Annotated in this window: 15 protein-coding genes; 1 reads left to right on the top strand and 14 read right to left on the bottom strand. The window is 60.3% G+C overall.

All coding sequences use genetic code 11. The features are described 5' to 3' along the window. The first annotated feature begins 170 nt into the window (after positions 1–170). Positions 171–1460: a citrate synthase gene (gene gltA, locus FFR93_RS17420; protein WP_064709038.1), complete on the top strand. Its 1290-nt coding sequence runs from the start codon at positions 171–173 to the stop codon at positions 1458–1460. A 28-nt stretch (positions 1461–1488) separates the two neighbouring features. On the opposite strand, the gene lpxB is transcribed toward gltA, so the two are convergent. The 14 genes from lpxB to FFR93_RS17350 form a co-directional block, all read right to left on the bottom strand. After that, positions 1489–2658, bottom strand: a complete 1170-nt coding sequence (gene lpxB, locus FFR93_RS17415; RefSeq protein WP_138394144.1) for a lipid-A-disaccharide synthase — start codon at positions 2656–2658, stop codon at positions 1489–1491. Beyond that, positions 2655–3536 (bottom strand): LpxI family protein, encoded by an 882-nt coding sequence (locus FFR93_RS17410; protein WP_064709040.1) that lies wholly within the window; start codon positions 3534–3536, stop codon positions 2655–2657. Before FFR93_RS17410 ends, lpxB begins: the two co-directional genes overlap by 4 nt. 3 nt (positions 3537–3539) lie before the next feature. Next, a complete protein-coding gene (lpxA, locus tag FFR93_RS17405; protein WP_138394143.1) occupies positions 3540–4358 on the bottom strand; it encodes an acyl-ACP--UDP-N-acetylglucosamine O-acyltransferase in 819 nt (272 codons plus the stop codon). Further along, positions 4355–4822, bottom strand: coding sequence for a 3-hydroxyacyl-ACP dehydratase FabZ (gene fabZ, locus FFR93_RS17400; protein ID WP_064709042.1), 468 nt, complete (start codon positions 4820–4822; stop codon positions 4355–4357). Before fabZ ends, lpxA begins: the two co-directional genes overlap by 4 nt. Beyond that, positions 4815–5879, bottom strand: coding sequence for a UDP-3-O-(3-hydroxymyristoyl)glucosamine N-acyltransferase (gene lpxD, locus FFR93_RS17395; protein ID WP_064712837.1), 1065 nt, complete (start codon positions 5877–5879; stop codon positions 4815–4817). Before lpxD ends, fabZ begins: the two co-directional genes overlap by 8 nt. Before the next feature lie 50 nt (positions 5880–5929). Then, positions 5930–8263 (bottom strand): outer membrane protein assembly factor BamA, encoded by a 2334-nt coding sequence (gene bamA / locus FFR93_RS17390; RefSeq protein WP_138394142.1) that lies wholly within the window; start codon positions 8261–8263, stop codon positions 5930–5932. A 202-nt stretch (positions 8264–8465) separates the two neighbouring features. Next, complete coding sequence (gene rseP, locus FFR93_RS17385) at positions 8466–9593, bottom strand: RIP metalloprotease RseP (RefSeq protein ID WP_138394141.1); 1128 nt, start codon at positions 9591–9593, stop codon at positions 8466–8468. A gap of 25 nt (positions 9594–9618) precedes the next feature. Next, positions 9619–10449 (bottom strand): phosphatidate cytidylyltransferase, encoded by an 831-nt coding sequence (locus FFR93_RS17380; RefSeq protein WP_138394140.1) that lies wholly within the window; start codon positions 10447–10449, stop codon positions 9619–9621. Then, positions 10449–11192 (bottom strand): isoprenyl transferase, encoded by a 744-nt coding sequence (locus FFR93_RS17375; protein WP_064709047.1) that lies wholly within the window; start codon positions 11190–11192, stop codon positions 10449–10451. Before FFR93_RS17375 ends, FFR93_RS17380 begins: the two co-directional genes overlap by 1 nt. Before the next feature lie 37 nt (positions 11193–11229). Continuing rightward, on the bottom strand, positions 11230–11790 hold the full coding sequence (gene frr / locus FFR93_RS17370; protein WP_064709048.1) for a ribosome recycling factor: 561 nt from the start codon (positions 11788–11790) through the stop codon (positions 11230–11232). Positions 11791–11955: 165 nt separating this feature from the next. Further along, positions 11956–12678 carry a UMP kinase gene (gene pyrH, locus FFR93_RS17365; RefSeq protein WP_064709049.1) on the bottom strand — a complete coding sequence of 241 codons (723 nt, stop codon included), beginning with the start codon at positions 12676–12678 and terminating at the stop codon, positions 11956–11958. A gap of 95 nt (positions 12679–12773) precedes the next feature. Further along, entirely contained in the window at positions 12774–13700 is a 927-nt protein-coding gene (tsf, locus tag FFR93_RS17360; RefSeq protein WP_064709050.1) for a translation elongation factor Ts, read from the bottom strand. Positions 13701–13935: 235 nt separating this feature from the next. Continuing rightward, positions 13936–14703, bottom strand: coding sequence for a 30S ribosomal protein S2 (rpsB, locus tag FFR93_RS17355; protein ID WP_003573382.1), 768 nt, complete (start codon positions 14701–14703; stop codon positions 13936–13938). A 316-nt stretch (positions 14704–15019) separates the two neighbouring features. After that, positions 15020–15856 carry a cell envelope integrity EipB family protein gene (locus tag FFR93_RS17350; RefSeq protein ID WP_138394139.1) on the bottom strand — a complete coding sequence of 279 codons (837 nt, stop codon included), beginning with the start codon at positions 15854–15856 and terminating at the stop codon, positions 15020–15022. Positions 15857–15864 lie beyond the last annotated feature (8 nt).

Genomic DNA, 15864 nt, shown 5'->3' with positions numbered 1-15864 from the left:
GCTTCCGCTATGCGTGCGGCTCATCGCTGCAGTGCCTAAAAGGTGTTGCCGCAATGCACAAAATGCCGTCACGGTAACTTGGCATTAGCGTCCCGATCATATAGCTATCGGAAAGGACGCTTAACCCCTATGGCGCTTTTATGGCGCCACCGACATTTCGGAGGATCAGCATGACGGATCAAAGCGCTACAATAAAAATCGGTGACAAATCAGTCGACCTTGCCGTTAAAAGCGGCACGATCGGCCCGAGCGTCATCGATATCGGTGCCCTCTACAAGAACACCGCCTCCTTCACCTACGATCCGGGCTTCACTTCGACCGCATCCTGTGAATCGAAAATCACCTATATCGACGGCGACGAGGGTGTCCTGCTGCACCGCGGTTATCCGATCGAACAGCTCGCCGAGCATGGCGACTTCCTCGAGGTCTGCTACCTCCTGCTCTACGGCGAACTGCCGACCGCTGCGCAAAAGAAGGATTTCGACTATCGCGTCACGCATCACACGATGGTGCATGAACAGATGACCCGCTTCTTCACCGGCTTCCGCCGCGACGCGCATCCGATGGCCGTCATGTGCGGCTGCGTCGGCGCGCTGTCGGCCTTCTATCACGACTCGACTGACATCACCGATCCGCACCAGCGCATGGTCGCCAGCCTGCGCATGATTGCCAAGATGCCGACGCTTGCCGCCATGGCCTACAAGTACCATATCGGCCAGCCCTTCGTTTACCCGAAGAACGACCTCGATTACGCGTCGAACTTCCTGCGCATGTGCTTTGCTGTTCCCTGCGAGGAATATGTTGTCAATCCGGTGCTTGCCCGCGCGATGGACCGCATCTTCATTCTGCATGCCGATCACGAACAGAACGCCTCGACCTCGACCGTCCGTCTCGCCGGTTCGTCGGGCGCCAACCCGTTCGCCTGCATCGCCGCCGGCATCGCCTGCCTCTGGGGCCCCGCTCACGGCGGCGCCAACGAAGCGGCGCTCAACATGCTGACGGAAATCGGCTCGGTCGACCACATTCCGGAATACATCGCCCGCGCCAAGGACAAGAACGATCCGTTCCGCCTGATGGGCTTCGGTCACCGCGTCTACAAGAATTACGATCCGCGCGCCAAGATCATGCAGAAGACGACGCATGAAGTGCTCGGCGAACTCGGCATCAAGGACGATCCGCTGCTCGAAGTGGCGATGGAGCTGGAGCGCATCGCGCTCACTGACGAATATTTCATCGAGAAGAAGCTCTACCCGAATATCGACTTCTATTCCGGCATCACGCTGAAGGCGCTGGGCTTCCCCACGACCATGTTCACCGTGCTCTTCGCGCTTGCCCGCACCGTCGGCTGGATTGCCCAGTGGAACGAGATGATCGAGGATCCGGAACAGCGCATCGGCCGTCCGCGCCAGCTCTATGTCGGCGAACCGAAGCGCGACTACATCCCGGTTTCGAAGCGCTGATCGCTTCAGGACTCAAAAAGAAACCCGGTCAGGAATGGCCGGGTTTTTTCTTTTTCAATACGTCGAGAAGGATTTCGGCGGCGTGTTCGCCCGGCGGCTTTTCCGTCTGCATGCGCTGCCAGATGAGCTCGTAGCCTTCCTTCATCGCCTTGAGCTGATAGGTGTCGGCCGACAGCCTTTCCATCCACCGTGCAAGGCTTGCGCCGCGAACGATGTCGTTCAGATATTCCGGCACGACCGGATAATCGGCGATCAGGTTCGGCAGCGCGCCGGTCCAAGTCTTGATGCCCGATGTCAGCATGCGCATGATCCAGTCGACCTTGTAGGCGGAGACGACGGGAACATCGGCTAGGGCAAGTTCAAGAATAACGGTTCCGGACGCCGCCATAGCTGCATCGGCCTCGGCAAAGGCTTTCCATTTTGCTTCCGCGCCGATGACGATCTCCGGCTTTACCGCCCATCCCGCCGTCATTTTCCGGACAAGCGCCTCCTTGTGCGTCACCGTCGGCAGAACGAACCGTGTCGGCCCGTTGCGGGTGACAAGTTCGTTCGTTGCGACCTCGAAATAAGGCAGAAGCTTCTGTATTTCGGAGGAGCGTGAGCCGGGAAGAAGCAGGATCGTGCCGGTGCCGGGTCGCCTTCCCACGCGCAGGCGGCGCGTCTCCTGCAGCGCTGGGTCGGCGACCAGACGATGCCCGACATAGGTTGTGGCGGGGCCATTCAGGCGCTGCATCGTTGCCGGTTCAAATGGCAGGACGGCAAGCACGTGATCGACATAACCGAGCATACGCTTGGCCCGATATTCCTTCCAGGCCCAGACGCTCGGGCAGACGTAATTAACGACAGGAAGGTCGGGCAGCGCGGTGCGCACGCGCTTGGCGACACGATGGGTGAAGTCGGGGCTGTCGATGATGAGAAGGATATCCGGCTTTGCGGCGATGATCTCCGCCGTTGTTCGGCGGATCAGGCCGAACAGCCTTGGCAGCCGCGTCAGCACCTGCGTGATGCCCATGATCGACAGCTCGGAGAAATCGAATAGGGAACGCAGTCCTTCCGCCTGCAGCCCCTCGCCGCCGACACCGACGAGTTCCACCGGTCCGGCATGAATGCGCTTGAGCGCGGCGATGAGATCGGCGCCAAGCAGATCACCCGACACCTCCCCGGCAATGACGGCAATCTTCAGCGGCGCCCCACTCATTCCAGCCCCCATGCCGGTAAGCCGCGATCAATGCCGCAAACGAAAAGGCGGGCCTCATCGGCGGCGCTGATGACTGCGGCCCGATCGAGCACCAGCGAACGGCCGGCCTCGACGGCGATGCCGGCAAGGCCGGCTTTCGCGGCGTTCAGGATTGTGGAAACACCGATCGCCGGGAGGTCGGCGCGGATATCCTGCTGCGGCTTGCAGAGCTTGACGAGTCCGCCGCGGCGGCGCGGCGAGATACGCCCGGCGGCCCTGAGCCCCGCGACACGCTCCAGCATCTGATCGGTGCCTTCCAACCCCTCCAGTGCAACGACGCGTCCGCCGATGCTGACGGCACCCTGCCCGACATCGAGCCGGCCGAGCATTTCGGCGGCTTCGGCCGCGCAGGCAATATCGCGCCGATCTTCCTCACCGGGCGCCACGGCACCAAGCGGTCCGACTGATGCAAGAAGATCCGGAGCGATCTCATGGGCGCCAACGACGCGCCGGCCGTTCCCCTCGATCAACCGGATCACCATCTGCAAAACCGTATCGTCGCCGCCGGACAGCAGGGTGCGAATAGCAGCAGGAACCTTCATCAGGATACGCATCGTGGGGCGCACTTCGCGCCATTCCGGCCGGCGGTGTACGCTCCCCGACATTACCACGCGCCCGACGCCATACCGGTTGAACAGCCCGTCGAGGGCGGCGAAATCGCCGATGCCGATGACGGCGTGATCGTAGTCCTCCCAGCGCCGGTCACTCTCATCCTTCAGCGCAACGATAATGGGATCTTCCCCGGCCGCGCGCGCGGCTTCGGCGACATAGGAAGGCAGAAGGCCGCCGCCGGCGATGATCGCCAGCCGGCCCGCAGCGGTGTCGCTAGGTAAAGCCACGGACTAGCCCTTCTGCCCTCGCGTCGGCGAGGACAGTGCGCGGTCGCTATCGGCCGCGATGAAGTCGAGGATCTGCACCACCTGCTCGCAATCGGAGTATTCCTCGCGGATTGCCGCGGCGTTTTCGCGGATGGAGGCCGTTCCCTCGAAAATCGCCTTATAAGCACGACGCACTCTGTGGATGACGGCGCGATCAATGCCGGCGCGCGTCATGCCGACGACGTTGAGGCCGCTCAGCACACCGGGATTGCCGTTCAGCATGCCATAGGGAATAACATCGTAGCTCACCGCCGACAGGCCGCCGACGAAGGCCTGGCGGCCGACACGGGTGAACTGATGAACGGCCGAGCCGCCGCCGAGGATCACGCGATCCTCGATGACGACATGGCCGGCGAGCATGACGTTGTTCGACATGATCACATGATTGCCGACCCGGCAGTCGTGTGCGACATGGGAATTGGCTAGGAAAAGGTTGTTGTCGCCGACGATCGTCTGGCCGCCGAAATCGGCCGTTCCGGTGTTCATGGTCACACCTTCACGGATCGTGCAATTGGCGCCGACCGTCAACGTCGTCTCCTCGCCGCCGTGATGCACGCTCTGCGGATCACCGCCGATGACGGCCATCGGGAAGATGCGCGTGCCCTTGCCGATGACGGTACGGCCGGTGACGACCGCATGCCCCAGGAGCTCGACATGCGCATGCAGGACAACATGCGGCCCGACATGGCAGAAAGGACCGATTTTCACGCCCTCGCCGATGGTAGCCCCGTCTTCGACGACGGCCATCGGATGAATACGGGCGCTTTCGGCGATATTGCTCATGCCTGATCCTTACGAACGATCATCGCGCCGATATCGGCCTCGGCGACAAGCGCGCCATCAACCTTGGCGTCGCAATGGAATTTCCAGATATTGCCGCGCTGCTTGTGCTTCTTGACGTGGAATTCGACGCGATCACCAGGCACGACTGGCTTGCGGAAGCGCGCGTTCTCGATGGTCATGAAATAGACGAGGTTGCCCGGCTGACCTTCCTTCTTGGCACAGATCGCACCCGCCGTCTGAGCCATGCCTTCTATCAGCAGAACGCCCGGCATGATCGGTGACTCCGGGAAATGACCGGTGAAGTGCGGCTCGTTCACCGTAACGTTCTTGATGCCGATCGCCGTATTGTCACCGTCAATCTCAATGATCTTGTCGACCATGAGAAACGGGTAACGATGCGGCAGCAACTTCATGATCTCAATGATGTCAGCCGAAGAAAGCGTTGTCGTGGCTTCCTCAGTCATTTTGCTTGCCTCCAGGTTTCCGCCCCTGCGATCTGGTTTTCGACACCAGTTGCGCGGCATCTCTCAAATAGTCTTTTAACGGACGCGCAGGTATGCCGCCATATTGTCCGCCGGCTGCAAGATCGGTCATGATACCGCTTTTGGCAGCGATCTGCACGCCGTCACCGATCGTCACATGCCCCTTGATTCCAACCTGGCCACCGATCTGCACGCCGTTGCCGATCTTCGTGCTGCCAGCAATGCCGACCTGTGAAACTACGGCGCAATGGCGGCCGATCTGAACGTTGTGGCCGATCTGCACCTGATTGTCGATCTTGGTCCCCTCGCCGATCACCGTATCGTCCATGGCGCCGCGGTCGATGGTGGTGTTGGCGCCGATCTCGACATTGTCCTGGATGATTACCCGGCCGATCTGGACGATCTTGATCATGCCGCGCGGACCCGGCGCATAACCGAAACCATCCTGGCCGATGCGAACGCCGTTGTGGATGATGACGCCGTTGCCGATCAGCGCGCAGAGAACGCTCGCGCCAGCCGCAATCGAGCAATCCCGGCCGATCTTGACGTTCGGTCCGATGACGCAGTTCGCGCCGATGCGCGTTCCCTCCCCGATCTCCGCATGTGCACCGATGACGGCCAGCGGTTCGACGATCACGCCCTTTTCAAGCCTGGCGCTCGGATCGATGACAGCGCTCGGAGCGATGTCGCTCTCACCCGAAATGACGACCGGCCGCAATGCCGCGGGGTAGAACAGACCGCCCGCCATCGCGAAAGCCGCATGCGGATTGGACGAGAGGATGACCGGAAGATGCGGAGGAACGAGATCGGCGAGCGACTTGTCGCAGATCACCGCCGAGGCCTCGCATGTCGCAAATTCCTCGCGGTTACGACGCGAGAGAATATAACAGACATCGCCCGCCTGTGCCCGGCTGATGGGGGCGACAGACCGGACGACGACATCTGCGTGATCGGAATTGGCGAGTTCTGCCCCAAGAAACTCTACCAGCTCAGCGAGCTTCAGACCTTCATGGGGCAGAAAAAAAACGTTTTGCTCCATCGGCAATGCTCCAGAACGGAATTGAGTCTTACAGTTCCGGACTGCCGATATCAGAATTGGTTGTTGATGCCAAACTTGAAGTTCTGCGTCTTGTCGAAGTCTTCTTTGAGAACCGGGATCGCGTAATCCAGACGCAATGCACCGAAAGGAGACTGCCAGACGACACCGACACCGACGGAAGCGCGCAGCGAAGCACTGGTGCCTTCAGCCTGGTCGGAGCCGAGAAGCTCGACGTCGTTGCCGAAGAGCGTGCCAGCGTCGGCAAAGACTGCGCCACGCAGGTTGAAGTCACGCGGGAAGCCCGGCATCGGGAAGGTGGCTTCAGCAGACGCCGTGAAATAGGTCGTGCCGCCGAGCGGGTCATCGTTGTTGCCCCTGATGCGCGGACCGATGCCCTTGTTTTCAAAGCCGCGAATATCGGCGTTGGTCAGGGTGAACTGGTCGAAGACGTTCAGGTTATTGTCGAAGCCAATGACATAACCCGCCGACGCGGAGAGCGAGCCGATAATATCGGCATCGTCGGCGAGAAGGTGGTAATAGCGCGCCTTGCCGTAGATCTTGTAGAACTGGGAGTCGCCGCCGAGGCCGGCAATTTCATGCGTCGCCGTCGCATAGATGCCTTCACGCGGCAGGACTGTGTCGTCGAGCGTGTTGTAGGTCAGCGTCTGCGAGACGGAAGAACGCGTCCAGGGGCTCTCGTCCACCAGGTTTGCGTAGGTGGCCGAAAGGTCGGCGGTATCGCCGTCATACTTCATCTGCTTGTAGTTATAACGGAAGGTCGTCGCCAGATCTTCGGTGATCGGCGCTGTGACGCGCAGAACGACGCTGGTTTCCTCGTAGTCATAATCATCGTTGCTCGACGTCTCGCTGTGGTTGACGTCGAAGCCCGCCGCCAGCCGATAACCGAGGAAATAGGGTTCGGTGAAGCTGACGCCGTAGGCGCGCGAGCCTTCCTGACCGCCGCCGGCGGAAATCCGGATGTACTGACCGCGGCCGAGGAAGTTCTTTTCTTCGATCGATGCTTCAAGCAACAGGCCGTCGCCGCCGGCAGCATAACCCGCGCCGACCCCGAACGAACCAGTCGACTGATCCTGCACGTCGACCACCACAACGACCCGGTCAGGCGAGCTACCCGGCTGGGTGGAGATATTGACGGAAGAGAAATAACCGAGCGCTTCCAGGCGACGCTTGGCCTTGGTGATCATCTGCTGATTGAAAGCATCGCCTTCACTCATGTCGAATTCGCGGCGAATGACGTAGTCGCGCGTGCGGCTGTTGCCGCGGATTTCGATGCGCTCGACATAGGCGCGCTCGCCCTGATCGACGAGATATTCGACGCCGATCGTGTTGTTGTTGAGGTCGCGGTTACCGCGCGGCGTCACGCGCGCAAAGGGATAACCGGCGGATGCCACCTGATCGGAAATCGCTTCGATCGACTTCTGCACCTCCTTGGCGCTGTAGACCTGGCCTTCCTTCGTGCGCACGAGCGGCAGCAGCTGATCGGAACCGACGCCTTCGACGGTCGACTGGACAGTCACCGGCCCGAAGTCGTAACGCTGGCCTTCCTCGATGTTGAAGGTGAGCGTGTATTTGTTGGTCGCCTCGTCGAAGGTCGCATCGGAAGAGACGATGCGCATGTCGGCATAGCCGCGATTGTAATAGAACTGACGCAGCGCTTCTTCGTCGGCGTGGAGCTTGTCTTCGTTGTAGACGTCCTTGCGGGTCAGGAACGAAAGGAAGTTCGAACGCTTGGTGTTGATGACCGCAGCCAGTCGGCCCGCGCTGTAGGCGTTGTTGCCGACGAAATTGATCGAGTCGATCTTAGTCCGATCGCCCTCGTTGATGACGAAGGCGAGATTGACGCGGCCCTCACCGAGCGGCACCACCTGCGTCGTCACTTCGACTTCGCTGCGGCCAGTGGCGGCATAGGCGTCCTTGATCGCCTGGATGTCGGACTGAATCTGCGTGTCGCTGTAAGGACCAGCAGCACGGGTCTGAACGATCGTCGCGAGCTTGTCATCCTTGATCTTGCGGTTGCCATTGAAGACAACCTGGTTGACGAGCTGGGCCTCCTGGACATTGACGACGAGAGTGCCGCCGGAAACCGAAATCTTGACGTCGGAGAAGTAGCCCGTGCCGTAAAGCTGTTTGACGGAATTATCGATATCAGTGTTCGAGAAACTCTTGCCGGGTGTGATGGTGAGATTCGACCGGACGGCTTCCGCGCCAACGCGGCTTGCGCCACGCACATCGATGCGCTGAATGACCGCGGCCTCAGCGGCCGTAGCGGAAACGAACGTCAAAGCACCTGCGCCCGAAGCAACAACACCAGCAGACAGCGCAACCGCCGATACTGCGTTCAAAAACCTTGAACCAGCCTTCATTTCACCTATTACCTTTTTTCCCTCGTCCCCGTCCCCGGGAGAACCCGATTCCGGTCACGTGTGTCGTTTTACCCGCTTTTGACATACAAGCAAGGGAGGTCGTTAATTTCTGTTTACTTCATTTCCAAGCGTGACCCATTCGCCACTACAGCCTTGAAACATCGTAAATAAATAGTAATTCCCTTGCCTTACGCGTTTACCCTCAGCTCAGGCTGATGTCGTTCCAGGTCGTGAAAACCATCAATGTCAGTATCATCGCCAAGCCTATACGAAACGCAATTTCCTGGGCCTTGGCGCCCAGCGGTTTTCCTCGGACCGCTTCCACCGCATAGAACATCAGGTGGCCGCCATCAAGTACCGGAACCGGCATCAGGTTAAGCAATCCTATCGAAACCGACAGCACAGCGGCAAGCTGCAGCACCGCCCCCAGGCCAAGCTGCGCCATCTGGCCGGTAGCCTGCGCCACACGGATCGGGCCGCCCAGTTGATCGGCTCGCATCGACCCGTTGAAGATGTTGCCGATATATTTGAAAGTGCCGGTAACAATTTGCCCGCTGGCGATCACGCCCTCATGCAGCGCCTGAAGCGGCGTGTAGGTCTGCAGGCGGAAATTGCCGGCTTCCTTGCTGGTGACGATGCCGATCTGGCCTACTTCCATCTTGTTGCCGAACTGGTCGGTCTGCTCTACGCGCTGCGGCACCATCGGTACATCGAGCTTCTGGCCACCGCGCTCGACCGTAACTACCACCATCTGGCCCGGGCGCATGCCGACATAGCGGCGCACATCTTCGAAGGTCTCTACCTTGCCGCCGTCGATGGCAACCAGGAGATCGCCGGGAAGAATGCCGGCGGCGGCGGCCGAGGTCCCCGGCCTGACCTCGGCTACGACCGGGTCGGCGATCATGCGGCCATAGACGGTGAAGAGAACAGTGAAGATGGCAATCGCCAGCAGGAAATTTGCGATCGGGCCGGCTGCCACGGTCGCAGCACGTTTCCAGAGCTTGGCGCCGGCAAAGGAGCGCGCCCTGTCCTCCTTCGACATGGCGGCAAGCTTGTCGCTGTCCGGTTTGCTCGAAACATCCTCGTCGCCGAAGAACCGGACGTACCCGCCCAGCGGAATCACGGAGAGCTTCCAGCGTGTTCCATGGCGGTCGGTGAAGCCGAATATCTCCGGACCGAAGCCGACGGAAAAGGCAAGGATGCGGATGCCGCTCCACCGCCCGACCAGGTAATGGCCCATCTCATGAACAAAGACGAGCAGCGAGAGCACCAGGATGAAGGTGACGATGTTCCCCATCACGAATGCATATAGGCCTGTCATCACGTCCATGAGTTCCTTCCGTCAGGCTGCGTCATCAAAGACCGAACAATGCCGCTCCGAGCGACGCCATGCCGGTCCCTTTTATCACGGAAAATAGTCCAGCAAGCAAGAACGCCGCAAAACAGGCGAAAATCAGTCCGTCGACCCGATCCATGACGCCGCCATGGCCGGGAATGAGACGGCTGGAATCCTTGGCGCCGAATTTTCGTTTGATAAAGGATTCGAAAAGGTCTCCCGACTGGCTGCACACCGACAGGACGAGCGCCACGCCGGCGGCGACGACTTCCGAGCCCGGGAAAAGAAAGTGAGCGAGAAGGACGCCGGCGGCAACAGCGGAAATGGCGCCGCCGATTGCACCCGACCATGTCTTTCCTGGCGAAATCGATGGGGCAAGCTTCGGTCCGCGGAGCGCCCTGCCGACAAAATAGGCGAGGATATCGGTCGCCCAGACGACGGCAAAGACGAAAAGCATCGCGTAAAGGCCTGGTTGGTCGTTGCTTCTGATCGCAGCGAGCGCCAGGCCGGTGGCGCCCGCATAAAACAAGCCTAGTGGCAGCCAGCGGCTCGTGCCATGCAGGATGATCAGCGCTATGCCGACGGCGGTGATGCCGGCCAGCATGCCGGCGGCAAATTCGAAATTGCCGACAAGCACGAGGAAGGCAACCGCCGCTTCGCCAATCCAGCCGACCACATTGGCGACCCAATCACGCGCAATGCCGGTTATTTTCGACCATTCATAGTAGATCAGCAGACCGATCACCGCCGCCAGCATGCGGAAGGCAAGGCCGCCATACCAGGTGGCGACAAGAACGATGACCGCGAGAACCAATCCTGAAACGATGCGCAGTTTCAGTTCCTGCTGCATCAGGTACCGACCGCGGCTGCCTGGGATGACAGGCCGCCGAAGCGCCGGTCGCGGGAGGCGAACTTTTCCAGCGCCGAGCGGAAAATCTCCGGGCTGAAATCGGGCCAATATTCCGGCACGAAAATGAATTCCGAATAGGCCGCCTGCCAGAGCAGGAAGTTGGAAAGTCGTTCCTCGCCGCTGGTGCGAATGATGAGATCCGGATCGGGGATGCCCGCCGTGTCGAGGCGGGCGTTGATCAGAGCGGGAGTGATGTCCTGCGCCCTCAGGCGCCCGGCCTCGACGTCCCTCGCCAAGCTCACCACGGCGCGCGAGATTTCGTCGCGCGAACCGTAGTTGAAGGCGATGACCAGGGTCAGCGCCGTATTGTCCCTGGTCGTCTCCTCCGCCTCGAGCAGCAGGGCGAGGATGTCGCTGCGCAGACTGTGGCGGTCGCCGATCACCTTGATGCGCACATTCTGGCGATGAAGCTCGGCCAAGTCGCGGCGGATGAAAGCCTTGAGCAGACCGAGCAGATCGGAAACCTCGGCCTCGGGCCGGCGCCAGTTCTCCGAGGAGAAGGCGAAGAGGGTGAGATATTTAATGCCGGCGGCGCCGGCGGCGCGTACTGTCTCGCGCACCGCTTCGACGCCCTTGCGATGGCCCATCGTGCGCGGCAAGCCGCGCTGCTTTGCCCAACGGCCATTGCCGTCCATGATGATGGCAACATGCTCTGGCACAGTCACAAATATAGATTCCGACATTTCCCGTCCGGTCTTTCCAGGCAAAGGCACAGATCCACTAGACCTGCATGATTTCCTTTTCCTTCTCGCCAAGCAAGCGGTCGATTTCGGAAATCGTTTCGTCCGTCATCTTCTGTACTCGTTCGGATTGCGCACGGCTCTCGTCCTGGCCGATTACACCGTCCTTTTCGGCTTTCTTGAGGCCGTCCATGCCGTCGCGGCGAACATGGCGAATCGCGACCTTGCTCTTCTCGGCATAGTCGTGAGCCACCTTGACGAGCGACTTGCGGCGCTCCTCGTTCAGCTCCGGCAGCGGAATGCGCAGATTCTGGCCGTCGACGATCGGGTTCAGCCCGAGATTGGATTCGCGGATGCCGCGCTCGACGGCGCTGACCATCGACTTGTCCCAGACGGAAACCGTCAGCATGCGGGGCTCGGGTACGGTAATGTTGGCGACCTGGTTCAAGGGCACGCGCGAACCGTAGGCCTCGATCGTTACCGGATCCAGGATGTTGGCCGAAGCACGGCCGGTGCGCAACGATGCGATGTCGCTCTTGAACGAGGAGACCGCGCCGTCCATGCGGCGCTTCAATTCCTTGATATCGATACCTTCACTCATGTCGATGCTCCCGTTTAGAGCGATGCCGAATAGTTTTAGCGGTTTTCGGGCGTCTCACGCTCTAATTATTCAATGTAGAACATGATTCAGATTTCGGGCCAACCGGACCTAAAGTCTGAAGCATGTTCTAGCGATGGCTGCGCCGAAAACGCGGCGCAACTTGTATCAGTTGTCGGAGACAATGGTCTTGAGGCCACCGCCCGTCAAGATTTCACCAAAACCACCCTTCTCGTGGATCGAGAAGACGATGATCGGAATGGAATTTTCCCTGGCAAGCGCCACGGCGGCAACGTCCATCACTGCAAGCCCCCTGTCCAGCACTTCCTGGTGCGTCAAGCGGTCGAAGCGGGTCGCGTCGGGATATTTCTTCGGGTCGGCGGTGTAGATACCGTCCACCTGCGTGCCCTTGAAGATCGCTTGCGCGCCCATTTCGGCGGCGCGCAGTGCGGCGGCGGAATCGGTGGTGAAGAAGGGATTGCCGGTGCCACCAGCGAAAATCACCACGCGCCCCATCGACAGATGATAAAGGGTTGCTCGCTGCGAAAAGCTCTCACAGATCTCCGGCATAGAGATGGCCGAAAGCACCACCGTATCGATATTCAGCTTGCGAAGCGAGGTCGCCAGCGCCAGCGCATTGATGATGGTGCCGAGCATGCCCATATGGTCGCCCGTCACCCGGTCGCCGCCTTTGGACGCGACTGCGACACCGCGGAAGATATTGCCGCCACCGACGACGACGCCGACTTCCACGCCCATATGCCTTGCTTCGGCGATATCAGATGCAATGCGGTCCGCCACCGCGACATCGATCCCGAAACCCTGGGCACCCATGAGCGCTTCGCCGGAAGCCTTGAGTAGAACGCGTTTATAGACAGGCTCTAAAGACATCTTGGCTCCTCGTAAATTGCCGTGAATGCCCGATACACGAAGGGCACCGCGTTGTCACGCGATGCCCTGGCGTTTTCCCAATTATGGCTGAAAGATCAACCCTTGACGGCAGCCGCAACTTCGGCCGCAAAATCGGTCTCTTCCTTTTCGACGCCCTCGCCGAGCAGGAGACGGGCCATGCCGGCAATTTCGATCGGGGCGCCGACAACCTTTTCAGCTTCCTTGATGGCGGCTGCGACGGTGAGATCCGGATTGATGACGAAAGCCTGCGAGAGAAGAGCGACTTCTTCGAAGAACTTGCGCATGCGGCCTTCGACCATCTTCTCGATAATGTTGTCGGGCTTGCCCGAAGCGCGCGACTGCTCGATGAAGACGTTGCGCTCGCGCTCGGCGACGGCGGCATCGACTTCTTCCGGGCGGATCGCCAGCGGCGCGGTCGCAGCAATGTGCATGGCGACCTGGCGGCCGATTGCGTTCAGGGCTTCCTTGTCGCCGGTCGACTTCAGCGCGACGAGAACGCCGAGTTTGCCGAGGCCGTCGGAAACCGCATTGTGAATGTAGGTGGCCACGACGCCGTTCTCGACGGAGAGAGCGATCGAACGGCGCAGGTTCATGTTCTCGCCGATCGTTGCAATCGCATCCTTGATCGTGTCGGAAACGGACTTGCCGGATGCCGGGTAGGTCGCAGCAGCGACGGCCTCGACGGTGCCGTCCGTCGAGACGGCGACCTTCGCGATGCCGCGGACGAGATCCTGGAAGGCATCGTTGCGGGCGACGAAGTCGGTTTCGGAATTGACTTCGACGACGACGGCCTTTGTGCCTTCGCTCGAAACCCCGACGAGGCCTTCGGCGGCGGTACGGCCGGACTTCTTGTCGGCCTTGGCGATGCCCTTGGCGCGCAGCCAGTCGATCGCCGCTTCCATGTCGCCATTGGTTTCAGCAAGCGCCTTCTTGCAGTCCATCATGCCTGCGCCTGTCTTTTCGCGCAGTTCCTTCACCATTGCAGCCGTAATCTCGCTCATTATCTTCCTCTTGTCGGTTCAAACGGTGGACCGCAAAGCGGCGCGGCACCGGATTGAGGCACGAAATGTACCTGTATGTATGACAGCGTGATGAAGACGCGTCATAACTAAACTTAACTGGCGGAGCGCCTGACGCCTCTGCCTGAAACAGGTAAGGCCGCCGAACTTCATGAGTCGCGAGCGGCCTTCCCAGTCTATGCAAGCTTCGACGGAGTTTTCGCTCCGCCCGCTTTCATCAGCCTTCGGCTGCTTCCTCGAGAGCCGGCTCGACCGGAACTTCGGAGGATGCGCCAAGATCGCGGCCGGAAGAGCTTTGCTGGCGCGCAATACCGTCGATGGCAGCGCGGGAAATCAGCTCGCAGTACAGGGCGATGGCGCGCGAAGCGTCGTCGTTGCCCGGGATCGGATAGTCGATCAGATCCGGATCGCAGTTCGAATCGATGATGGCGACGACGGGAATGCCGAGGCGCTTGGCTTCGTCGATTGCGATCTTTTCCTTGTTCGTGTCGATGATGAACATCAGGTCGGGCGTGCCGCCCATATCGCGGATACCGCCGAGTGCCTTGTCGAGCTTTTCACGCTCGCGCTCGAGGTTCAGGCGTTCCTTCTTGGTGAAGCCCTGAGCTTCGCCGTTGAGGATCTCGTCGAGCTTGCGCAGGCGCTGGATCGAGTTGGAGATCGTCTTCCAGTTCGTCATCATGCCGCCGAGCCAGCGCGAGTTGACGTAGTACTGGGCCGAGCGCTTGGCACTGTCGGCGATAATCTCGGACGCCTGGCGCTTGGTGCCGACGAAGAGAACGCGGCCGCCGCGGGCGACAGTGTCGCTGACGACCTGAAGGGCGCGCGACAGCATCGGAACGGTCTGCGCCAGGTCGATGATGTGGATGTTGTTGCGGTCGCCGAAGATATACGGCTTCATCTTCGGGTTCCAGCGATGGGTCTGGTGGCCGAAGTGAACGCCTGCCTCAAGAAGCTGGCGCATAGAAAAATCAGGCAATGCCATGCCTTGTTACTCCTTTTCCGGTTGAACCTCCGCAAGACGAACAGCACCCTCGTCGAGGATGCCACCGGCGGAACAGCCCGGATTTCTCCCGGACGATCCCATGCCTTACGTGTGGAATGCCGGTGCCCATACATTCGATTTGCCACGAAAGCAAGGCTTATCCCAAAAAAGCCGGCCTTTCGCTGTCACCGCGCGGCGATCCGGAACAAAGGCATGCCCGCCGCCTGCCCGCCCATACAAATGCCGCGGCTCAGCTCGCTAGCGTGGGCGTTAGCGCCAGCATGACGCCGGCGTATGGAAGCGGAGGAACCGCAGCCTACTTGCACACCTCAGCCTTGTGATCGAGCAGCTCGAGCTTGGCGAGCTTACCGGTCAGGACGAAATCGCCATAATCCATCGTCAGGTCGCGGGTGATGCCGTTCTCGTAGAGCTTGAACGACATACGATAGACCGGCACCGAATCCGATTTCGCACTCTCATTGAAATAGGCGATGGTCACCGGCCAGAAGGCTGTCTTCGAGAAGGCGCCGGCGTTGCCGGCATCGGTCTCCTCGGCAGCGGGCGTCTCCTGCTTGCCGACGATCGTCGTCGTCACCAGCGACTTGTCGCCGTCATCGGAACCGTCGAAAATGCGCGCTTCGAAGAAACGCTTGCCGTCCTTGGCGTTCTGGATCACATCGAGCATATGCTCCGTCGGGAAGCGGCTTTCGGCAAGCTGCAACTCGCGGCTCGCCGGCTGCTTGAGGTCGACCTTGACGCCATTGGCCTGATTCTCGGCCGCTCCATTGACCTCCTTGTCGAGCTGATCGTCGGTGAAGGATTTTGTGTCGAAGGTAAACTTGCGGTCCTTCAGGTTTTCGAAGGTCCTTGTCTGCTGATCGCTGACGCGTACGCTGTCGCCGGTGTCGATCTGAGTCACGAAGCGGAAATTGGTGGTGAAGCCCTGGCAATAGCTGCCGTCGAATTCATAAACCATGCGGCCGTACATGGAGGCGATGCCGGAGCGGTCCGACGCATCCTTCAATTCCAGATCATAGACCGCGCGATGGGCGACGAGGCCGCTTGCAATCGCAGCGCTTGCCGCTGGCGCGCCCGCCCATGCATCGGCGGAAACGCTTGCAAGAAGCAGAGCGGCAAGACTCGATCGGAACATTCATTCAC

The organism is Rhizobium sp. MHM7A, from assembly GCF_005862215.1.
Classification (GTDB): Bacteria; Pseudomonadota; Alphaproteobacteria; order Rhizobiales; family Rhizobiaceae; genus Rhizobium; species Rhizobium bangladeshense.
The sequence above is the reverse complement of the archived record's forward strand: the minus strand, read 5'-3'. Positions and strand labels throughout refer to the sequence as shown.

Bases quoted from the DNA above. Each gene is read 5' to 3' on its own strand.
- gltA (WP_064709038.1), top strand. From the start codon at position 171: ATGACGGATCAAAGCGCTACAATAAAAATCGGTGACAAATCAGTCGAC.
- FFR93_RS17380 (WP_138394140.1), bottom strand. From the start codon at position 10,449: ATGCAGCAGGAACTGAAACTGCGCATCGTTTCAGGATTGGTTCTCGCG.
- lpxB (WP_138394144.1), bottom strand. From the start codon at position 2,658: ATGAGTGGGGCGCCGCTGAAGATTGCCGTCATTGCCGGGGAGGTGTCG.
- FFR93_RS17350 (WP_138394139.1), bottom strand. From the start codon at position 15,856: ATGTTCCGATCGAGTCTTGCCGCTCTGCTTCTTGCAAGCGTTTCCGCC.
- FFR93_RS17375 (WP_064709047.1), bottom strand. From the start codon at position 11,192: ATGTCGGAATCTATATTTGTGACTGTGCCAGAGCATGTTGCCATCATC.
- pyrH (WP_064709049.1), bottom strand. From the start codon at position 12,678: ATGTCTTTAGAGCCTGTCTATAAACGCGTTCTACTCAAGGCTTCCGGC.
- lpxA (WP_138394143.1), bottom strand. From the start codon at position 4,358: ATGAGCAATATCGCCGAAAGCGCCCGTATTCATCCGATGGCCGTCGTC.
- rpsB (WP_003573382.1), bottom strand. From the start codon at position 14,703: ATGGCATTGCCTGATTTTTCTATGCGCCAGCTTCTTGAGGCAGGCGTT.
- lpxD (WP_064712837.1), bottom strand. From the start codon at position 5,879: ATGGAGCAAAACGTTTTTTTTCTGCCCCATGAAGGTCTGAAGCTCGCT.
- rseP (WP_138394141.1), bottom strand. From the start codon at position 9,593: ATGGACGTGATGACAGGCCTATATGCATTCGTGATGGGGAACATCGTC.
- tsf (WP_064709050.1), bottom strand. From the start codon at position 13,700: ATGAGCGAGATTACGGCTGCAATGGTGAAGGAACTGCGCGAAAAGACA.
- frr (WP_064709048.1), bottom strand. From the start codon at position 11,790: ATGAGTGAAGGTATCGATATCAAGGAATTGAAGCGCCGCATGGACGGC.
- bamA (WP_138394142.1), bottom strand. From the start codon at position 8,263: ATGAAGGCTGGTTCAAGGTTTTTGAACGCAGTATCGGCGGTTGCGCTG.
- fabZ (WP_064709042.1), bottom strand. From the start codon at position 4,822: ATGACTGAGGAAGCCACGACAACGCTTTCTTCGGCTGACATCATTGAG.